Annotated in this window: 14 protein-coding genes; 2 read left to right on the top strand and 12 right to left on the bottom strand. The window is 45.8% G+C overall.

The features are described 5' to 3' along the window. Positions 1-66 precede the first annotated feature (66 nt). The 12 genes from recG to R7F67_RS01735 form a co-directional block, all read right to left on the bottom strand. The gene (gene recG, locus R7F67_RS01790) at positions 67-2,148 is read right to left on the bottom strand and encodes an ATP-dependent DNA helicase RecG (RefSeq protein WP_005384733.1); all 2,082 of its coding nucleotides are present in this window, start codon (positions 2,146-2,148) and stop codon (positions 67-69) included. Between the two features lie 253 nt (positions 2,149-2,401). Then, positions 2,402-3,085, bottom strand: coding sequence for a tRNA (guanosine(18)-2'-O)-methyltransferase TrmH (gene trmH / locus R7F67_RS01785; protein ID WP_017635001.1), 684 nt, complete (start codon positions 3,083-3,085; stop codon positions 2,402-2,404). 52 nt (positions 3,086-3,137) lie between these two features. Further along, on the bottom strand, positions 3,138-5,258 hold the full coding sequence (gene spoT, locus R7F67_RS01780) for a bifunctional GTP diphosphokinase/guanosine-3',5'-bis pyrophosphate 3'-pyrophosphohydrolase (RefSeq protein WP_005379340.1): 2,121 nt from the start codon (positions 5,256-5,258) through the stop codon (positions 3,138-3,140). A gap of 39 nt (positions 5,259-5,297) precedes the next feature. Then, on the bottom strand, positions 5,298-5,570 hold the full coding sequence (gene rpoZ, locus R7F67_RS01775) for a DNA-directed RNA polymerase subunit omega (RefSeq protein ID WP_005379346.1): 273 nt from the start codon (positions 5,568-5,570) through the stop codon (positions 5,298-5,300). Positions 5,571-5,751: 181 nt separating this feature from the next. Next, positions 5,752-6,375, bottom strand: coding sequence for a guanylate kinase (gene gmk / locus R7F67_RS01770; RefSeq protein WP_005379347.1), 624 nt, complete (start codon positions 6,373-6,375; stop codon positions 5,752-5,754). 448 nt (positions 6,376-6,823) lie between these two features. Further along, positions 6,824-8,047: a tetratricopeptide repeat protein gene (locus R7F67_RS01765; protein WP_005379348.1), complete on the bottom strand. Its 1,224-nt coding sequence runs from the start codon at positions 8,045-8,047 to the stop codon at positions 6,824-6,826. 9 nt (positions 8,048-8,056) lie between these two features. Further along, entirely contained in the window at positions 8,057-8,689 is a 633-nt protein-coding gene (locus R7F67_RS01760; RefSeq protein WP_005379353.1) for an energy transducer TonB, read from the bottom strand. A gap of 4 nt (positions 8,690-8,693) precedes the next feature. After that, on the bottom strand, positions 8,694-9,101 hold the full coding sequence (locus R7F67_RS01755) for an ExbD/TolR family protein (protein ID WP_005379359.1): 408 nt from the start codon (positions 9,099-9,101) through the stop codon (positions 8,694-8,696). 25 nt (positions 9,102-9,126) lie between these two features. After that, positions 9,127-9,654: a MotA/TolQ/ExbB proton channel family protein gene (locus R7F67_RS01750; protein ID WP_005379363.1), complete on the bottom strand. Its 528-nt coding sequence runs from the start codon at positions 9,652-9,654 to the stop codon at positions 9,127-9,129. Positions 9,655-9,663: 9 nt separating this feature from the next. Further along, on the bottom strand, positions 9,664-11,025 hold the full coding sequence (locus R7F67_RS01745) for a MotA/TolQ/ExbB proton channel family protein (RefSeq protein WP_318056814.1): 1,362 nt from the start codon (positions 11,023-11,025) through the stop codon (positions 9,664-9,666). A 3-nt stretch (positions 11,026-11,028) separates the two neighbouring features. Beyond that, positions 11,029-11,793 (bottom strand): DUF3450 domain-containing protein, encoded by a 765-nt coding sequence (locus tag R7F67_RS01740; RefSeq protein WP_005379365.1) that lies wholly within the window; start codon positions 11,791-11,793, stop codon positions 11,029-11,031. A 65-nt stretch (positions 11,794-11,858) separates the two neighbouring features. Then, positions 11,859-14,459 (bottom strand): TonB-dependent receptor plug domain-containing protein, encoded by a 2,601-nt coding sequence (locus tag R7F67_RS01735; protein WP_017634998.1) that lies wholly within the window; start codon positions 14,457-14,459, stop codon positions 11,859-11,861. 820 nt (positions 14,460-15,279) lie between these two features. Between R7F67_RS01735 and R7F67_RS01730 the strand changes: the two genes are divergently transcribed. Then, positions 15,280-16,305: an ABC transporter permease subunit gene (locus R7F67_RS01730; protein ID WP_005384771.1), complete on the top strand. Its 1,026-nt coding sequence runs from the start codon at positions 15,280-15,282 to the stop codon at positions 16,303-16,305. Between the two features lies 1 nt (position 16,306). Then, positions 16,307-17,350: an ABC transporter permease gene (locus R7F67_RS01725; protein ID WP_005379369.1), complete on the top strand. Its 1,044-nt coding sequence runs from the start codon at positions 16,307-16,309 to the stop codon at positions 17,348-17,350. The last annotated feature ends 9 nt before the right edge of the window (positions 17,351-17,359 follow it).

Here is a 17,359-nt window from a genome sequence, read left to right as displayed (position 1 = left end):
AAAAAGCAAACGTTTGCTTTGTTTTTGGCGTATTAAAAAACGAGCCATTTGGCTCGCTTCCAATCATTACGCTTTGGAGTAAATATCCCGCTCACCCAACCAGCGATCGATAATCGCTGTTGCGTTAGTCGGGTAATTGTCATGAATATGACGCGCAATACGCTGAACTTCGGGAATCAGGCGTTGATCTCGAACTAAGTCTGCGATTTTGAAATCAGCAATACCTGTCTGCTTTGTACCCAATAGTTCTCCAGGGCCACGAATTTCTAGGTCTTTCTGCGCAATGACGAAGCCATCGTTACTTTCACGTAGTACTCCGAGACGTTTTTGCGCGGTTTTTGACAGCGGAGAGTGGTACAGCAGCACACAATGGCTAGCAACGGAACCTCGGCCCACGCGACCTCTTAACTGGTGTAATTGTGCCAAACCAAGACGTTCAGGGTTTTCTATGATCATCAAGCTAGAGTTTGGCACATCCACACCAACTTCAATCACTGTCGTTGCGACCAGCAAATGCAGTTTATTGTCTTTGAAATCTTGCATCACCGCTTGTTTCTCTGCCGGCTTCATTCGTCCGTGTACTAGACCAATTTTTACGTCCGGTAGCTTACGTTGAAGCTCTTCTGCGGTATCTGCTGCGGCTTGCGCTTCTAATACTTCCGACTCATCAATCAGGGTACACACCCAATATGCCTGCTTGCCTTCGTTTAAGCAGGCATTTCGGACACGCTCGACGATGTCGTCACGTTTTGTATCTGGAATGGCAACGGTTTGAATCGGCGTTCGACCCGGTGGCAGTTCGTCAATCACGGAAGTTTCCAGATCGGCGTAAGCGGTCATCGCTAAGGTCCGAGGAATAGGCGTCGCCGTCATGATCAACTGATGTGGGTAGGCGCCTTGTTTTGCGCCTTTTTCACGCAATTCTAATCGCTGATGGACACCGAAGCGGTGCTGTTCATCAATGATGACCAAAGCAAGGTGATGAAATTCAACGTGCTCTTGAAATAGCGCGTGAGTACCCACTACCATTTTTGCTTCACCACTGGCAATACGAGCCAACTCGGCTTCCTTTGCCTTACCTTTGAGTTTGCCCGCTAACCAACCGACTTGAATGCCCATTGTTTCAAACCAGTTTGCGAAGTTGATAGCGTGTTGCTCGGCCAATAGTTCGGTTGGCGCCATGAGTGCCACCTGATGGCCATGCTCAATGGCTCTAACAGCGGCCAAAGCGGCAACCAACGTTTTCCCCGAACCAACATCGCCTTGCACTAATCGCATCATTGGGTGCGGTTTTTCTAGATCGGCTTCAATCTCTTGTACTACTCGGGTTTGAGCGTTTGTAGGAGAGAAAGGCAGTTGGGCTAAAAGCTGCGTTTTTAGTTTATTACAAGGACCGAGAGGTAGCGCTGAATCCTTCTGACCTTTGCTACGCACCGCTAGCATCGATAAGTTTTGTGCGAGCAATTCTTCCATGATCAAGCGGATTTGGGCAGGATGTTTGCCTTCGTCAAACTCATCTAAATTAATGGTTGGTGGTGGGCGATGAATGGTGTGCAGCGCTTGCGACATCGTGATTTGATGGTCATACAACCCCGCTGGAAGTAATTCCTGCACTGCGGTTTTATCAAGCAGGGCTAAAGCTTGTTCGGTAAGGTTGCGCAATGTGATTTGGCGTAAACCATCGGTGGTGGGATAAACAGGGGTTAAGCTCTGTTCTACATCGGGCTTTTGCTCGCTAACGTAAAACTTGTAGTCAGGATGAACAATTTCCAAACCCATGCCACCGCGCTTAATTTCACCGTAAGCATGTACTAACTTACCTTGCGTGAAATTGTTCTTCATGGCTGCGGTAAAGTTGAAAAAGCGCAGCGTGATAGTGCCATTACCGTCGCTGATTTTTACCGTTAGCATTTTGCGCTTACCGAAGATGGTGTCGACTGCCATGACCTTACCTTGCACGGCCGCCCAAAGGCCAGCATGCAGTTTGGCAATAGGGTAAATACGAGTACGATCTTCGTAGCGTAACGGAAGGTGAAACAGCAAATCTTGAACGCTATGTAAGCCAACTTTGGCGAGTTTTTCTGCGACTTTCGCGCCAACTCCAGAAAGGGAGGTTAATGGGACGCCAGATAACATTTGGGCGGACATAGAGGGCTCAAGAAAATGGTTAACATAGCAGTATGTTAACCATGGAGCTGTGTTTTTGTACAGGAAAAAATAGTCATGCTTTAGTTAGTGTCATGATTTGACTGATAACCTATCATTCCGAGGAGCTTTAGCGACATCACGATTCTATTTCCAACAAGTATGTCGCTGAAGTTAACACTATCAGCATCTGTATATTTGAGAATTAGATCCTGAACCACGCTCCTTCGCCGCCGTTCAGGATGACGAAAGTCTGTTACTTGCTTTGCATCTCTTGCCACCACGCGTCATCGGCGATGATTTGACCTTCTTCATCGAGTGGTGGGTAAACGAGCCCTTTTCGTTTCGCGACCTTTGCCAGCACTGGGTGACCACGTTCAAAGAGAATACGGTTGATTGTCTCTTTAGGCAGAGCGCTTTCTTCTCGGTCGTACATGCCTGCGGCTTCACGTTGACGTTGCGCTTCATACAAAATTACGGCACTGGCAACCGATACGTTTAGTGACTGCACCATGCCCACCATTGGGATAATAATGTCTTGATCGGCAAGCTGTTTGGCTTGCTCCGAAGCGCCAACTTTTTCACTGCCTAAAATGATTGCCGTTGGTCTGGTGTAGTCGATCTCGCGAAAATCGACGGCGGTGTCCGAAAGATTGGTCACCAAAACCTGCATACCTTGCGCTTTGAGTTCGGTAATCGCAGTTTCAATCGAATCGTGAGTATCCACTTCAACCCAGTTACGCGCGCCAGCTGAGGTATGGCTCAGCGTACGCATTTTGTCTGGCCAAATTGCGTGAACTTTGTGTAAGCCTGTCGCGTCAGCGGTGCGGATCACAGCAGAGACGTTGTTTGGCTTATGTACTTCTTCGAGACAAAGTGTCAGATCAGTTTGGCGAGTTTTTAGGACTTGGTGAATACGGTTGTAACGTTCTAGGTTCATATTTATTGAGGTATAAAAAATCGCCACCTAACAGAGTAGGTGGCGATAGAGGTTAGTTCTTTCTGCGTCTGACTCGGGTTGCTTGAGGCATTGCCTTAATCTTACGCATGATACCAGCAAGGTGGACACGATCTTTCGTCGTCAACAGCACAGTCACAGTGTATAGACGACCATCACGTTCTTCCGTTGAAAGGCCATGAATGTTTGATCCTGTTTTCGAGATCACGTTGGTAAGTTCTGCAAGAGCACCTTGGTTGTTAAGCATGTCGACTTTAAGTTCAGCAATGAACTCTTTATCGTAGTCTTCAGACCAAGCGACAGCCATATAACGGTCTGGCTCTTTCTGATAACCACGAACGTTCGGACATGTTTCTCGGTGAACAACCAAACCACGACCAGGCGATACGTGAGCAATAATGTGATCATCTGGGATAGGATGACAACAATTTGCAAACGTCAGCAATAAGCCTTCTGCGCCACGAATCGGAAGCTTCTTCTTCGAGTCCGTTGGGATTGAACTTGTTGTCGTGAGCTCTTCGGTGTCACCAAGGAGACGACGTGCGATCACAATGCTCATCAACTCACCCAATCCAATAGCAGCCAATAAATCATCGATGCTTTCTAGGCGAAGATCATTCAAGACTTCTTGGATATTTTCTGGATAAATTGAATCAATCGAGTGACGGCCAAGTGCGTGATTAAGTAGGCGACGACCTAAAGTAATCGACTCTTCACGACGCATCGTTTTCAGTACTTGTCGAATCTTAGTGCGGGCACGAGAAGTCACGACATAGTTCAGCCATGCCGCATTCGGACGCGCACCAGGGGCACTGATAATTTCCACTGTCTGACCGTTTTTCAATGCCTTACTCAATGGGTAAGGGTTACGATCAACACGAGCACCAACACAAGAGTTGCCTACATCGGTATGTACGGCATAGGCAAAGTCGACAGCCGTTGCGCCTAAAGGTAGTTCAACGATACGACCTTTTGGTGTGAAGACGTAAATCTCATCTGGGAAAAGATCGGATTTTACGTTTTCAATGAATTCGAATGAGTTACCCGCGCTTTGTTGTAGCTCTAACAGGCTTTGCATCCAACGCTGAGCTTTCACTTGCGCAGTGGTACCAGACTTGTCGCCTTTGTCTTTGTAAGACCAGTGTGCCGCGACACCTTTGTCCGCCATTTGATCCATATCTTCAGTGCGGATCTGAACTTCAACAGGTACGCCGTGTGGGCCAACCATGGAAGTGTGTAGCGATTGATAGCCGTTCGCCTTTGGTACCGCGATGTAATCTTTCATGCGACCAGGACGTGGCTTATACAAGCTGTGTACTTGGCCTAAAACGCGATAACAAGTATCAGCGGTATCAACAACGACTCGGAACGCATAGATATCCATGATGGTGTGAAAGCGCTGTTCTTTGGTTTTCATCTTGTTGTAGATAGAGAACAGGTTTTTCTCACGACCAACGACGCGAGCATTCAAGCCAAAATCTTGCAGACGGCCTTCTATTTCGCTGTGAATGCGTTGGATCATCTCTTTACGATTACCACGTGCGGCTTTAACCACTTCTTTTAGTACGCGGTAGCGGTTGGGATATAGCGCCTCAAAGCCCAACTCTTCGAGTTCGGTTTTGATATTGTGAATACCAAGACGATGAGCGAGGGGCGCGTAAATTTCTAACGTTTCACGAGCAATACGACGCTTTTTATCTGGTCGAAGCGCGCCAAGCGTACGCATGTTGTGCGTGCGGTCAGCCAGTTTGATCAGAATGACGCGGATATCTTGCACCATGGCCAGAACCATCTTACGAAAGTTTTCAGCCTGAGCCTCTTTCCTATCGCGGAATTTGAGTTTGTCCAGTTTAGATACACCATCAACCAATTCTGCGACAGTGTTGCCGAATTTCTCTTCGAGATCTTCTTTAGTTACATCACAGTCTTCAATGACGTCATGCAGCAAAGCAGCTTGGAGGGTTTCGATATCAAGGCGCATTTCGGCCAAGATACGAGCCACAGCGACAGGGTGGATGATGTATGGTTCACCGCTAGAGCGGGTTTGCCCTTCATGGGCATCTCTCGCTACCACATAAGATTGACGCAGAGCCTCAATCTGAGGCTCTGTTAGGTATTCTTGGGCAACGTCTTTGAGGCTATCGAATAGATACAAATTATAGGCCCGGGAGGTTGTTGAATTCTAAAGTCAGAATTAACGGTTGTGAGCGATGCTGCTTACTGCCGCTAGCTCTGCCGCTTCTTGCTCTTGCTGTTCTTGACGTTCACGAGCGTCTAGAACTTCTTTAGTAATTAAACCTTCTTCGATTTCGCGTAGAGCGATAACCGTTGGCTTATCGTTCTCTTCTGGCACTAGTGCATCTTTACCGCCAGTTTGCATTTGACGAGCGCGGCGAGCCGCAATCAGTACTAGGTCGAAACGGTTGCCAACTTTTTCAACAGCGTCTTGAACAGTTACGCGTGCCATGAGGACTCCAAATAGTTAACTAAAATTTTAGAATGACGAGAAAGTATACAACCTAACTACTTTATTTACTAGCAATTAGACAAGCCACCGTTTGTGGACTTTCTCAGGTAGTTTATTGTGTTTTTCGCACTGGGCAAAAAACGGGAAATTCTTTATGTTTTACAGCGTGACTTTTTTGAAGTTACTCTGCTAACAACGCGTCAAGCATACCTTTATATTTAGCAGCTTGCTTTTCTTCCTTCAATCTTTCAGCACGCAAGATAGCTTTAAAATCCATCAACGCGGTATCAAAATCGTCGTTTACGATCACGTAGTCGTACTCGTTGTAATGAGAGATTTCCGACTTGGCTTCAGCCATACGCTTTGCGATCACTTCATCGCTATCTTGACCACGAGTGTTCAAGCGACGCTCTAACTCACCGTTTGATGGTGGCAGGATGAAGATGCTTTTGGCTTCTGGCATTTGTTCACGGATTTGGCGTGCGCCTTGCCAGTCGATATCTAGAAAAACGTCGATACCTTTATTTAGTGTTTCTTCAATCCATACACGAGATGTGCCGTAATAATTACCAAACACTTCTGCGTATTCTAGGAAGTCACCTTTAGCGATCAGGGCTTCAAACTCATCTTTCGCTACAAAATGGTAGTGGACACCATTTTCTTCACCAGGTCGCATGTTGCGCGTGGTGTGAGACACAGACACTTTCATTGCGTAGGTTGGGTTGCGTTCCAACATCGCTGAGATCAAGCTAGATTTACCTGCGCCGCTAGGTGCAGATACGATATAGAGAGTACCTTTGCCCATTGTACTGTTCCACTTTTGATTGGATTGATTGAGTGCCGAAGGAAAGTTCGACATTCTTATAACGATAGCACTGGCATTGAGAAATCAACCACCAAAGGGGTGGATATTGGTGATAATCCCGCCAGAAAAATGGAGGCGAAGAGTATCATGATCTCTATTTTGTTACCAGTTGATCTTTCTGTCTGTGATCGTCCCAGATGAAATAGTTACTTACGCCAGAGTGTTCCTAAACAGCGAAGAAGGAGCGTGGTACAGGACTTACCATCCGCGCACTCTGTTATTAAAACCATTTCTACAACCGTTTAGTGTGCTGATTTTAGGTTTAGAGTCCCGATTTGGCTTGCGTGAGTGACTCTGGTTAAAAATAGGGGTTAATAAAGATAAAACGGAAAAAAGGGGAAGCTTTCACTTCCCCAGGCGTGCGACTGACTCACACTTAATCTTCGAATTATCCTTGAGACTCTAGGAAATTTATCCAAGGGCTAACGGTTGACCTGAATTTTGGCGATTGAGCAGCGCCTTTCATCGCCTGCAAGGCCTTTTGTGGTTGCTTAAGCTCGAAATAGGCCATCCCGCGAATGTATTCAAGTTCTGCCTTTTGCTCTTTAGAGGCACTGGATGCCGCGCTTTCTACAAAACGAGTTGCTTCAGAATACTGCTTGTCTTGTATCATTAAGCGAGCAATCTGAATTTGCGTTTTAGCAGAAGGAGCGAGGTTATATGACTTTTTATAAGCGAGAATTGATTTATCTAGCTCTTTAGCTTGCTGCCAGAAACTGGCTAGGCGGTCATAGTTTTCCTTCGTCTTTTCAATGTTTCCAGCTGCCATTTCCTTTTCAAGAGTTTTGGCTGCTTTATATGGAATACCTTGATAAGCCAAGAAGTTTACAAAGCGTAAATATTCCTTCTCTCCTTCTAGTTTCCCCATTTTGTAAACCATTTCTAGGGTGGCTAGAGAGTTGCGTTCTTGACCTAGCTCCATGTAGACACCAGAAAGTTGCATCCAGTAACGCTTTTTCTGAGGGTACTTTGAAGTCAGAGTTTTGAGTACACTGGCAACGCTTTTCAGCTGGCCTAACTCGTAGTGAGATGCAACGAGAATTAAGTACCAAGACTCACTTGGGCTCTTGCTCATCGCGATGGCTTTTTTGGTTGGCGGGATTGCATTTTTGTAATCTTCCAACTGAACATAAGCGCTCGCTAACGTGATATAAGCATGAGCTTGAGGCTTCTCTTTGGTTGTTTCTGCAACCTTGAACCATTCCTTCATCGTTTTTACAGACAACGTATACTTTTCTTCAGCTAGGTAAAGCTGAGCCAAGCTGTAGCGAACTTGTTGAGCAACAGGAACGGGAAGTGCGTCGAGCTGTAATGCTTCGGCAAAGTATTTTGCTGCTTGCACATAATTGTCTTGTAGCGAATACAAAAAGCCAGTCTGCTGAAGTAAAACTGCTCGGTCGTATTTTTTCGAACTTGTGCTTTCTAAAGCGCTTGCTAGTTTTTCTTTTGCTGCTGAATATTTTTCAGTTGCGATCAACTCTTGCACTTTGTTAACGGTTCGAAATGTCCGATCTGATAACTGAGGAGCTTCTTTTGCCATCGTAGGAGCGGCCATTGCCACTCCTGCGAAGAGAATTAAAGAAGCCACTTTGCTTTTCCATAAACTTTTCATCGTGACTCCTTAATTGGTTGAGAACTCTATTTCTTGCGATAGGCGCGAGCTAACAGGTTTCCCGTCAACCAATTTTGGTTTAAATGTCCATTTAGAGACTGTTTTTCTTGCCGCTCGACCGAGACCTAAGCGTCGTGGTTGCTCTTTAAGAACTTTGATGTCCTCTACGGCACCACGTGCGTTTACAGTAAACTCTAATAAGACGACCCCTTTTTCTATTCCTGCTTTCGCAGCCTTCCTAGGCATTTGAGGTTGGAATGTCGCTAGAGGTGTTGGACCTCCGCTACCCGCGAGTTGCGCACCTCCACCCTGGCTATAATGTCCAAGCACCGAACCACCTGTAACATTTACGGGTAGGTCAAGCTTTGGCATATCCATTGGGGTCTGCTCCATCACCGGTTTTACTGTCGCTGTCACTTTCATTTCTGGCGGCGGCGGCGGACGCTTAGGCGGTGGTGGCTTTGGAAGTTCGCGTTTTTTCTCCTGTATTTTTTCGTCTGGTTTAATGCGAATAAACTCGACCATACGCAGGTCATCATTCGACACTAACTCGTGGCGCTCTTTGTTTACTAGCTTGTCCATCCCCCAGAACAACCCGAGGGAGACAATGAGCGCCAGTGCAATTGAGGCCAGATACCGCATAAGCTTAATCCTTATTGGTTGCGGCAATGGAGATGCTTTCTACACCTGCCATTTTGATCTGGTCCATAACCTTCACGACTACGCCAGCATTTGCTTCTGTGTCGGCTTGGATAACAACTGCGCCATCAGGGCTTTCTGCACGAAGACGTTCAATATTCGCGCGAACCGCGTCCACTTCGATGCGGCGTTTATCAACCCAAACATCACCCGCCGCACCAACTGCGACCATGATGTTACCTTTTTTCACGGTTTGCGCAGAGCTTGCTGTCGGGCGGTTTACTTCTAGACCAGCTTCTTTTACGAACGATGTTGTTACGATAAAGAAGATCAACATGATGAATACGATGTCGAGCATCGGTGTCATATCGATAGCGGTTTCATCACTGCTATCACTGCTATAGCGTCTTTTCATGACCTATACCTCTAATTCCATTTACTCAGGCAATATGCTTTAGCTTATCTTCCAGCTTTTGCGTTGTGACTTTGGCTAAATGATCAAGACGTGAACTAAAGAACAGTCCTGATAGAGAAGCCACCATCCCGGCTAAAGTTGGGATTGTTGCCTTTGAGATCCCCGAGGCCATTGCTCGAGGGCTTCCTGTTCCTGTTACCGCTAAGATGTCGAATACTTGGATCATGCCAACAACGGTGCCGAGCAAACCCAGTAAGGGACAAAGCGCAATCAACACTTTCACGATTGGCAGGCCCTTTTTATTCTCAATGTCCTGACGAGAAACAATTTCTTGTCGGATCATCTTAGCGTTCCAGCTCTGGTGCTCTGATCGCCCCTGCCATGAGCCAACGGCTTTTTTCATGGCTTTTGGAGCGACGGCAGCAAAATAGAACCAACGTTCTAACAATACTGCCCACAGCATAAAGCTGAGGATGAAGATGGCGACGAGTACATCGCCACCCATTCCCAAGAAGCGCCTAATTGATTCAAGTTCTCCAACTAACCACCACATAACGCCTCCTTAGCTTTCGGCTTTATGTAGTTTTTCCTGATAGCGAGCGATGAAGCCTGCACTCTGTTCTTCAAGAGTTTGAACCAAACGACGACCTTTACTGTGTACGATGGTGTAAAGGAACAGTAATGGAATTGCGACAACCAGACCTAACATGGTTGTAACAAGAGCTTCAGAAATACCGCCAGCCATCAGTTTAGGATCGCCGGTACCGAACAGAGTAATGGCTTGGAATGTGCCGATCATGCCCATTACCGTACCCAGTAGACCAAGTAGAGGTGCTACAGAAGCGAACAGTTTGATTGAGCTGATAAAGCGTTCAATGCTCGGTGCGTTACGTAGGATGATTTCGTCCAGTTTCGCTTCCAGATCTTCAAGGTTGTCACCTTTGTGCTCTTGGTAAGCCTGGATAACTTCACCCAGAGGGTTACCAGGAATCACGGTTTCTGATTTCGCTTGCTTACGCATTTTACCGCCAATCACTTGAAGGCGTAGGAAGCAAACTAGAGCAATGATAGCGCCAACTGCACCCATACCAAGGATGACGTAACCTACAATGCCACCTTGATCAATACGTTCTTGAACGGTAGGGCTTTGTACAAGTAGAGACAGAATTACACCACGGGATGGGTCAATAAACAGTGGCTCATAGCTGTTTGACGCTGACTCAAAGCCCGCAACATGACGTGTAATATTGGTGCGAGGCTGTCGAGAGAGTTCTTCGAACTTACCTGTTTGAGGTACATAAGTAACGTACTTACCATCGGCAATCGCGTTAAATTCACCGACAAGAGTAACATCGCGAACCGCTTCTTTACCTTCGCCATAAACAACCGTTGCTTGGGTTGTTGCTGTCTTGCCTGAGGCAACCACTTGTTGAAGAATGGTATGCCAGAATGCTTCTAGCTCTTGTGTTGATGGCAGTTCTTTACTTTCAGCCAGTTTCGTTAATAGAGCGTCACGCTCTGGGAACTGAACTGCGTTTTGAGAGGCTGCAAATAAGCCTTTAAACTCGCCCGCATATTGGCGGACCACACCAAACATTTCGCCCAAAGTACCAGAGCGAACACGTAAGGTTTCTGTTAGTTCAGTCAGCTGCTTATCGTTTTCATCAAATGTCGCTTTAAGTTGATCGCCCAGTGCTTGCTGTGAAGCTAGCTCTTCACGAGCCTGTTGCAATAATGCTGCTTGCTTATCTCGGTTGTTCTTGAACTCAGCTTCACGGGCTTTGTTCTCTTTTGACTCAACGATGCTTTCTGATTTTACGTTTTTGAGTAGTTCAGATAGGTTTTTAGGCGTTTCTGCTTGTACGCCTGAAGCCATAAATAAGCTCGCTAGTAGACCAGCGGCTAGAGTTTTGAATCCTTTCATCTCTTATTCCTCCCCAGCATATACAGGCAATTTGATTAGCGCTGGTGGCGCTTGCTTCTTCGCGATTCGAAGGCCTTGCTGTACCGCTATGCGGTAGCTTTCCGGTAATGTTTCCCATTGACGTGTTTGTTGGTTCCACATACCTGTCTCACCACCGTCTGGAGATTGGAATAAAAGCGCCGTGCGACCAATACGTAGGAAATCGTAAGTCACGGTTTCCCCATTTCTATCTAGGCTAGCTTTGTAAGATTCAATTGAGCGAGAGAAGCCTTCTTCAATTTGGTAGGCTTCCATCACTTTACGGAATTTCTCAGAAGTCGTTACGTCGGCGCGATCCATGAGACGACGCAGTTCTTGGACACGTTTATTACGTTCTTTTTTCTGGAAAGGCAGATCGAGAGTCACAAACTCATCGAGTGCATCGATCATTTTAAGTGTTAGTGGCACTACTTCTGTTGCCGTTTGATCGATCTGAGCAATTTGGTTATTTAATGAGTCCAATTCACCTTGCTGTGATTGAACCATACGATTAATTTGCTCGTTGTAGACTTTCATGCTGTCGATTTGACGTAGTAAGCCTTTGTATTCTGCCAACATGCCTTCAGTACTTTCGGCATAATTGTCGATTTTTTGTTGCGAAGCTTCTGAAGATTGATTTGCTTTTGCTTGTGTGGAAACGACAGCACCAGAGTTGGCCGCTATAGAGCTACTACTGATAGTAAGCAATGCTGCAGCTATGGCACTGAGACCAAATTCCTTGAATTTCATGGTTGCATCCTTGTCAGTGTTTTAGTCAGTCGAAAAGGGCGCGGAAAACCCGCGCCAAATATTTTTTAGAAGTCGTATGATGCCTCGACGTATAGCTGACGTCCGATTGGATCGTCATACCCAGTTGCATAGAATGGAGAGGTATCGCTTAGAGGATCTGCAGGCGGTACTTTGTCAAACATGTTGATAGCACCAAGAGTTACACGACCACTCTCGTTGAATTGGTAAGAAGCCGTTAGGTTCCACGTTGTCATACTAGCGATTTCTGCTTTGTAACCCGCTTTTTTAGCAGAATCACAGTCATCAAAGTAGTAACGGTTTGCGTAGCTTGAACACATACGGTCGCGGTATTTACCAAATAGGTTGATAGCGACATCTTCATATGCCCAGCCAAGATTTAACGTTGCGGTGTATTCAGGCATGAAATCTCTTTCATCCGTTACAGGCTCGCTGTCGTTTTCTTGATATTCAGCAATCAAGATCTTCGTTACAGCAACACGCGTGTTAAATGAACCGAACTCATTAGTGTCGTATGCGTATTTGATCGCTAGGTCAATACCAGAACGCTCTTCATACGACTGGTTCACTGGACCATAGGATACCGACTTGATGGTGCCATCTGGGTTACGAACGACTTCAGTACCTGGGTATTTACCTGGATCGTTAATTACGTCTTGGTAAGTTGGTGCTGTTACGACGTCTTCCATCTTGATGTGGTACCAGTCAACGGTTACACCAAGATCATCCACAGGCTCCCACGCTAGGCCCAAGTTAATGTTTGTACTTGTTTCTTCTTTCAGCTCTGAGTTAGGTCCATTAAGCGTATCGAAGTACTGAGTATCACACTCTGGGTACTTGTCTTTATCTTGTGGGCCGCTACCACCAGCGTTGGCACAAAGCACAGGGTCAAAACCAGAACCAAAGCCTCGAGTTTGATCACCAAATAGTCGCTTCAAGTCTGGAGCTCGGAAGCCTAGACCGTAGCTACCACGTAGCAATAGGGTGTCAGTAGGACGGTATGCTAGGGCTACTTTAGGAGTGAATGCGCCGCCAGTTGCCGAGTCGTCGAAGTAGTGGTCGTAACGACCAGCGACAGTCATTTCTAAATCTTCAATGATAGGAATAAGAGCTTCAACACCAAGACCAATCTGATCACGGTCACCGCCGCCTGATGTTCCACCTAGGCCAGAGAAACCACCAGCTGCTGTTGTAGCATCAATCGTCTCATTGTAGTCAGTACGGTTCCATTCACCATAAACAGCAAAGCCAGACATACCTGCAGGAAGTTCAACCAAATCACCAGCCAGTGAGCCGTTAACAGAGTAAAGCTTTGAGTAGGCTTCTTTGCTTGAAGTGCCGCTGTATTTGTCTACAACGTCTTGAGAGATAGGCCCTAGAAGATCGACATCACCATTTTGTACAGCTTGGTCGAGAGTTAGGAAGATTGCTGGGTTGCTTGTTTCAACGCTTTGCTCAGAGTAACCAGCGGATAGGTCCCAATCATACGTATCAGCAAGCAGGCCGTTCAAGCCTAAGGTTAAGCCAAAAGAATCGGCTTCAGTGTTACTTTCGCGTGGTCCAAATTCGACCATACGGCGAGTGTATTCGCCTTCGCCGCGGAAGTGAGTGGCATCAACTTCAACGCTGTAAGGGTTAGGTTCGAATTCAGATTCTGTAGACTTGTAGCCAAAACGGGCTTCTGCCATGGCAGTGACATTGTCGTTAATGTCCATTTCACCACGTAAAAGTAGGTCTACTTGTTTGTTTTCTGGTTTTAATGTTCGGTATGCAGAGCGGTTAACACCACACTTTCCATCCGCTCGTTCAATCGCGGCATCACCAACGACTTCTTTACATGAAGAACCAGCATCAGCTGGTGTTAGAAGTGTTCCGTTGGCGCCTTCAAAGTTTGCACCGTAGCTAGAGTAGCCACTTAGCTGAGAACGGCTAGAACCGTCATCGCCAGCCCAATCATCTCGGTCAGATTGCTTTAGCATTTCGTTGCCCGCAAATTGGCCAACGAAGAGAATACGTTTGTCGTCAAAGTTTTTGCCAGCTACAACGTCTAAACGACCATTTTGGTAACCACCATCCGTCGCGTCACCCGCGCGTACTTTTACAGAAACGCCATCAAAGTCTTTCTTTAAAATGAAGTTTACGACACCACCGATTGCGTCGGAGCCGTAGATAGCAGAACCTGAGTCGGTCATTACTTCAACACGCTCAATAGCGGCGACAGGGATTTGGCCGATATCTTGGAAGTTAGATGTACCATCTTGTGCTAGCGGGTATTGAGGAAGACGACGGCCATCAATAAGAATCAATGTGCGTGACGCGCCAAGGCCACGTAAGTTGACTGACTGCGCTGCTGGTGTAAACGAGAAAGAGTCTGTTTGAGCCATTACACCACCTGTGTTTTGGGTCAAACTGTTCAATACGTCTTGCGCGCTGTTAAAGCCTTTAGACTCAATGTCTTTACTATTAATAACAGTAACTGGTGATGGACCTTCCATATCCGTCGTGGAGATACGCGAACCAGTAACTTTCATCTTTTGAAGTTTTTCAACTTGCTGCTCTTCTGCCAGTGCTGTTGCTGGGGCTGCAACTGCTGCTGTCCCCAAAGCAAGGCTTATCGCAACAGATAAAGCGGTTGTGTTTTTATACATCCTTGTTGCTCCGATTATTATTATTTCCTATGTCTGGCCGCATAGCGGCCAAATGTGACGTTAATATTTCGTTAACGTTCGGCCAATGTATAACCGAGATGAAAAAAGGAAGTCAAACCAGTGGTAAACGGGGATGCTTAAATGTAAAAAAGATGTAAATAACCAGGCTTTGTTTAAAAGGCGGAATAAAAAACCGAATAAGGTTTATGCATCGAGATTAAATTTCAATAAAACACCGTATTTTGTGTTTCTTATAAACTTTAATGACTTATCTTGCCTATGGTTTTTTAGTGGGTAATTGAATCTGGAAAAAGATATTTTTCCAGTGAATTGTTCTGAGATGAGTTTTATATCGAATCCATACTTTGTTAGCTCGAACTTATTAGGTGGTATCAAAATATGATACCCATTGCTGTTAAAGGGCTCACTCGTATTTTTAGGTCAAATATAACCTTGGATTATGTGTCTATTTATGTGTGTAGGGTGCATTTTTATGTAGGGTTTTGGCTCTAAACAGCCTAGATTGATATTCTGTATGAATTATTTTTGTGGTTTTTTATAATTTTTTACAAAAACATTTCTGTTTTTCGACATCGAAGGAAGTTTGTCATGTTTTGGTTTCAAACACTTGAAGCTGATGTGGATTCAAGATAAATATGACGCTGAAATTATTGCAGTAGTAGAAAAGTCTAGCTCTTGAGGCGCAGGGAGTGTGCTTCAACAGTTTTAGTTACTACGAGATAAATATGCACCATTTTGGGCGGAAAATATCCTCTTTCACTCCGTTTGAACTGGACAGTAGACAAGGAGCAAGTTGTATATGCTGTCGTACTTTTTACGCCGTTTGGCGTTGGTTATCCCAACGTTTCTCGGGATAACTATTCTCATCTTTGCTATCACTCGTTTCGTGCCTGGCGGACCTGTTGAACGCATGTTGTCACAAATGCAGTCTCAGGGAGATGGCGCCGCATCAATGACGTCTGCGGGTGGTAATACGGCCCTTTCTGACGATCAAATCGCGGAGCTGAATGCGTTTTATGGCCTGGATAAACCTGTAACGGAAGCGTACGTCGAGTGGTTAAGTCGTTTGGTAATGCTAGATCTTGGCGAGTCGACGCGTTACTACGAGCCTGTCTCGGATATGATCGCAGAGCGTTTGCCAGTGTCGTTGTTTTATGGCGGCATGACCTTCTTTATTAGTTATTTTATCTCGATTCCTCTTGGTTACTATAAGGCGCTCAAGCACGGTTCTGTGTTTGATTCCGCCTCTTCAGTACTCATTTTCGTAGGCTACGCGCTACCAGGTTATGTGGTGGGTGTATTGCTGATCACGTTATTTAGTTATCACTTGGAATGGTTTCCGATGGGAGGCTTTGTCGGCGATGACTTCGACGATTACGAAACCTTCTTTGAACGCGCTAAAGACATTATGTGGCATGCGGTGTTGCCTTTGATCTGTTACCTCATTGGTGATTTTGCCACGCTGACGATGACAATGAAAAATAACCTGATGGAAAACCTTTCCTCAGATTACATCCGCACCGCAATTGCGAAAGGATTACCTTTCAAAAAAGCAGTTCGTAAGCACGCGTTGCGTAACAGCTTAATTCCGATCGCGAGTCACTTTGGTAACTCTTTGTTGTTCTTCATGACCGGTGCCTTCCTGATTGAAGTTATCTTCAATATTGATGGCATTGGCTTATTGGGTTACGAATCAATCATGGAGCGTGATTACCCTGTTGTTATGGGTATTGTCGCCATTAATGCGTTGTTACTGCTCATTGGTAACATCATTTCAGATATTTGTGTTGCTTTAGTCGACCCACGTGTGAAGTTTGGAGCGTAACATGATTAAAGTTAGTCCATTAACTCAAAAGAAAATTCGTCACTTTAAAGAGATCAAACGAGGCTATTGGTCGTTTGTTGCTCTTTCTATCATGTTGATCCTTTCTCTATTCGCCGAACTTTTGATCAACAGTAAAGCGCTAGTCGTCAAGTACGATGGTAGCTACTATTTTCCTGTTGTCAGTGACGTACGTTTAGGTAGCGAATTCGGCCAAGAGTCATCCAGTGAAGCCGATTATCGTGTACTGCAAAAAGCGTTTGAGGCTGAAGGGGGCGACAACTTTGTTATTTTGCCGCTTGTGCCGTGGAACCCATACGAACAAGATTTTAGTGGTGATTTCCCGCCAACAGCGCCTAGTGCCGAAAATAAGCATTATTTAGGTACAGATGTGATAGGTCGCGATATTTTGGCGCGACTCGTCTACGGATTCAGAACGGCGATGGGATTTGCGTTGCTTACGATGGCCATTTCCTACGCGATCGGTACTGCAGTCGGTTGTGCTATGGGTTTTTGGGGCGGTAAATTTGACTTGTTTGTACAGCGACTTATCGAAATCTGGTCAATGGTCCCGTTTTTGTACGTCATTATGATTCTTGTCTCAATCGTTCAGCCGACGTTCGCTCTCTTTGTCGCTATTAACGTGCTTTTCACTTGGATGGGGATGACATGGTACATGCGGACCATGACCTATAAAGAAGCGGCACGAGAATATGTAATGGCGGCTCGTGCTTTAGGGGCATCGACCGGACGTATCTTGTTTAATCACATCTTGCCAAATACGATGGTGATGATTGTAACCCTAGCGCCTTTCACTATTGCAGCTAACATCACAGCACTGACTGCTCTCGATTACCTAGGATTAGGCTTGATGCCACCAACGCCAAGTTGGGGTGAACTACTGCAACAAGGTAAGTCAAACTTAGATTCGCCATGGATTGTTGCGTCAGTAGTGACTTCTATTGTTCTGGTTCTGGTAATGGTGACCTTTATTGGTGAAGCCATTCGAGCGGCTTTCGACCCGAAAAAATTCACACGCTATGTTTAAGCGAGCATT

The organism is Vibrio sp. YT-17 (genome assembly GCF_033337375.1).
GTDB classification, from domain to species: Bacteria; Pseudomonadota; Gammaproteobacteria; order Enterobacterales; family Vibrionaceae; genus Vibrio; species Vibrio alginolyticus.
This window is presented reverse-complemented; position numbering and strand designations above follow the sequence as displayed.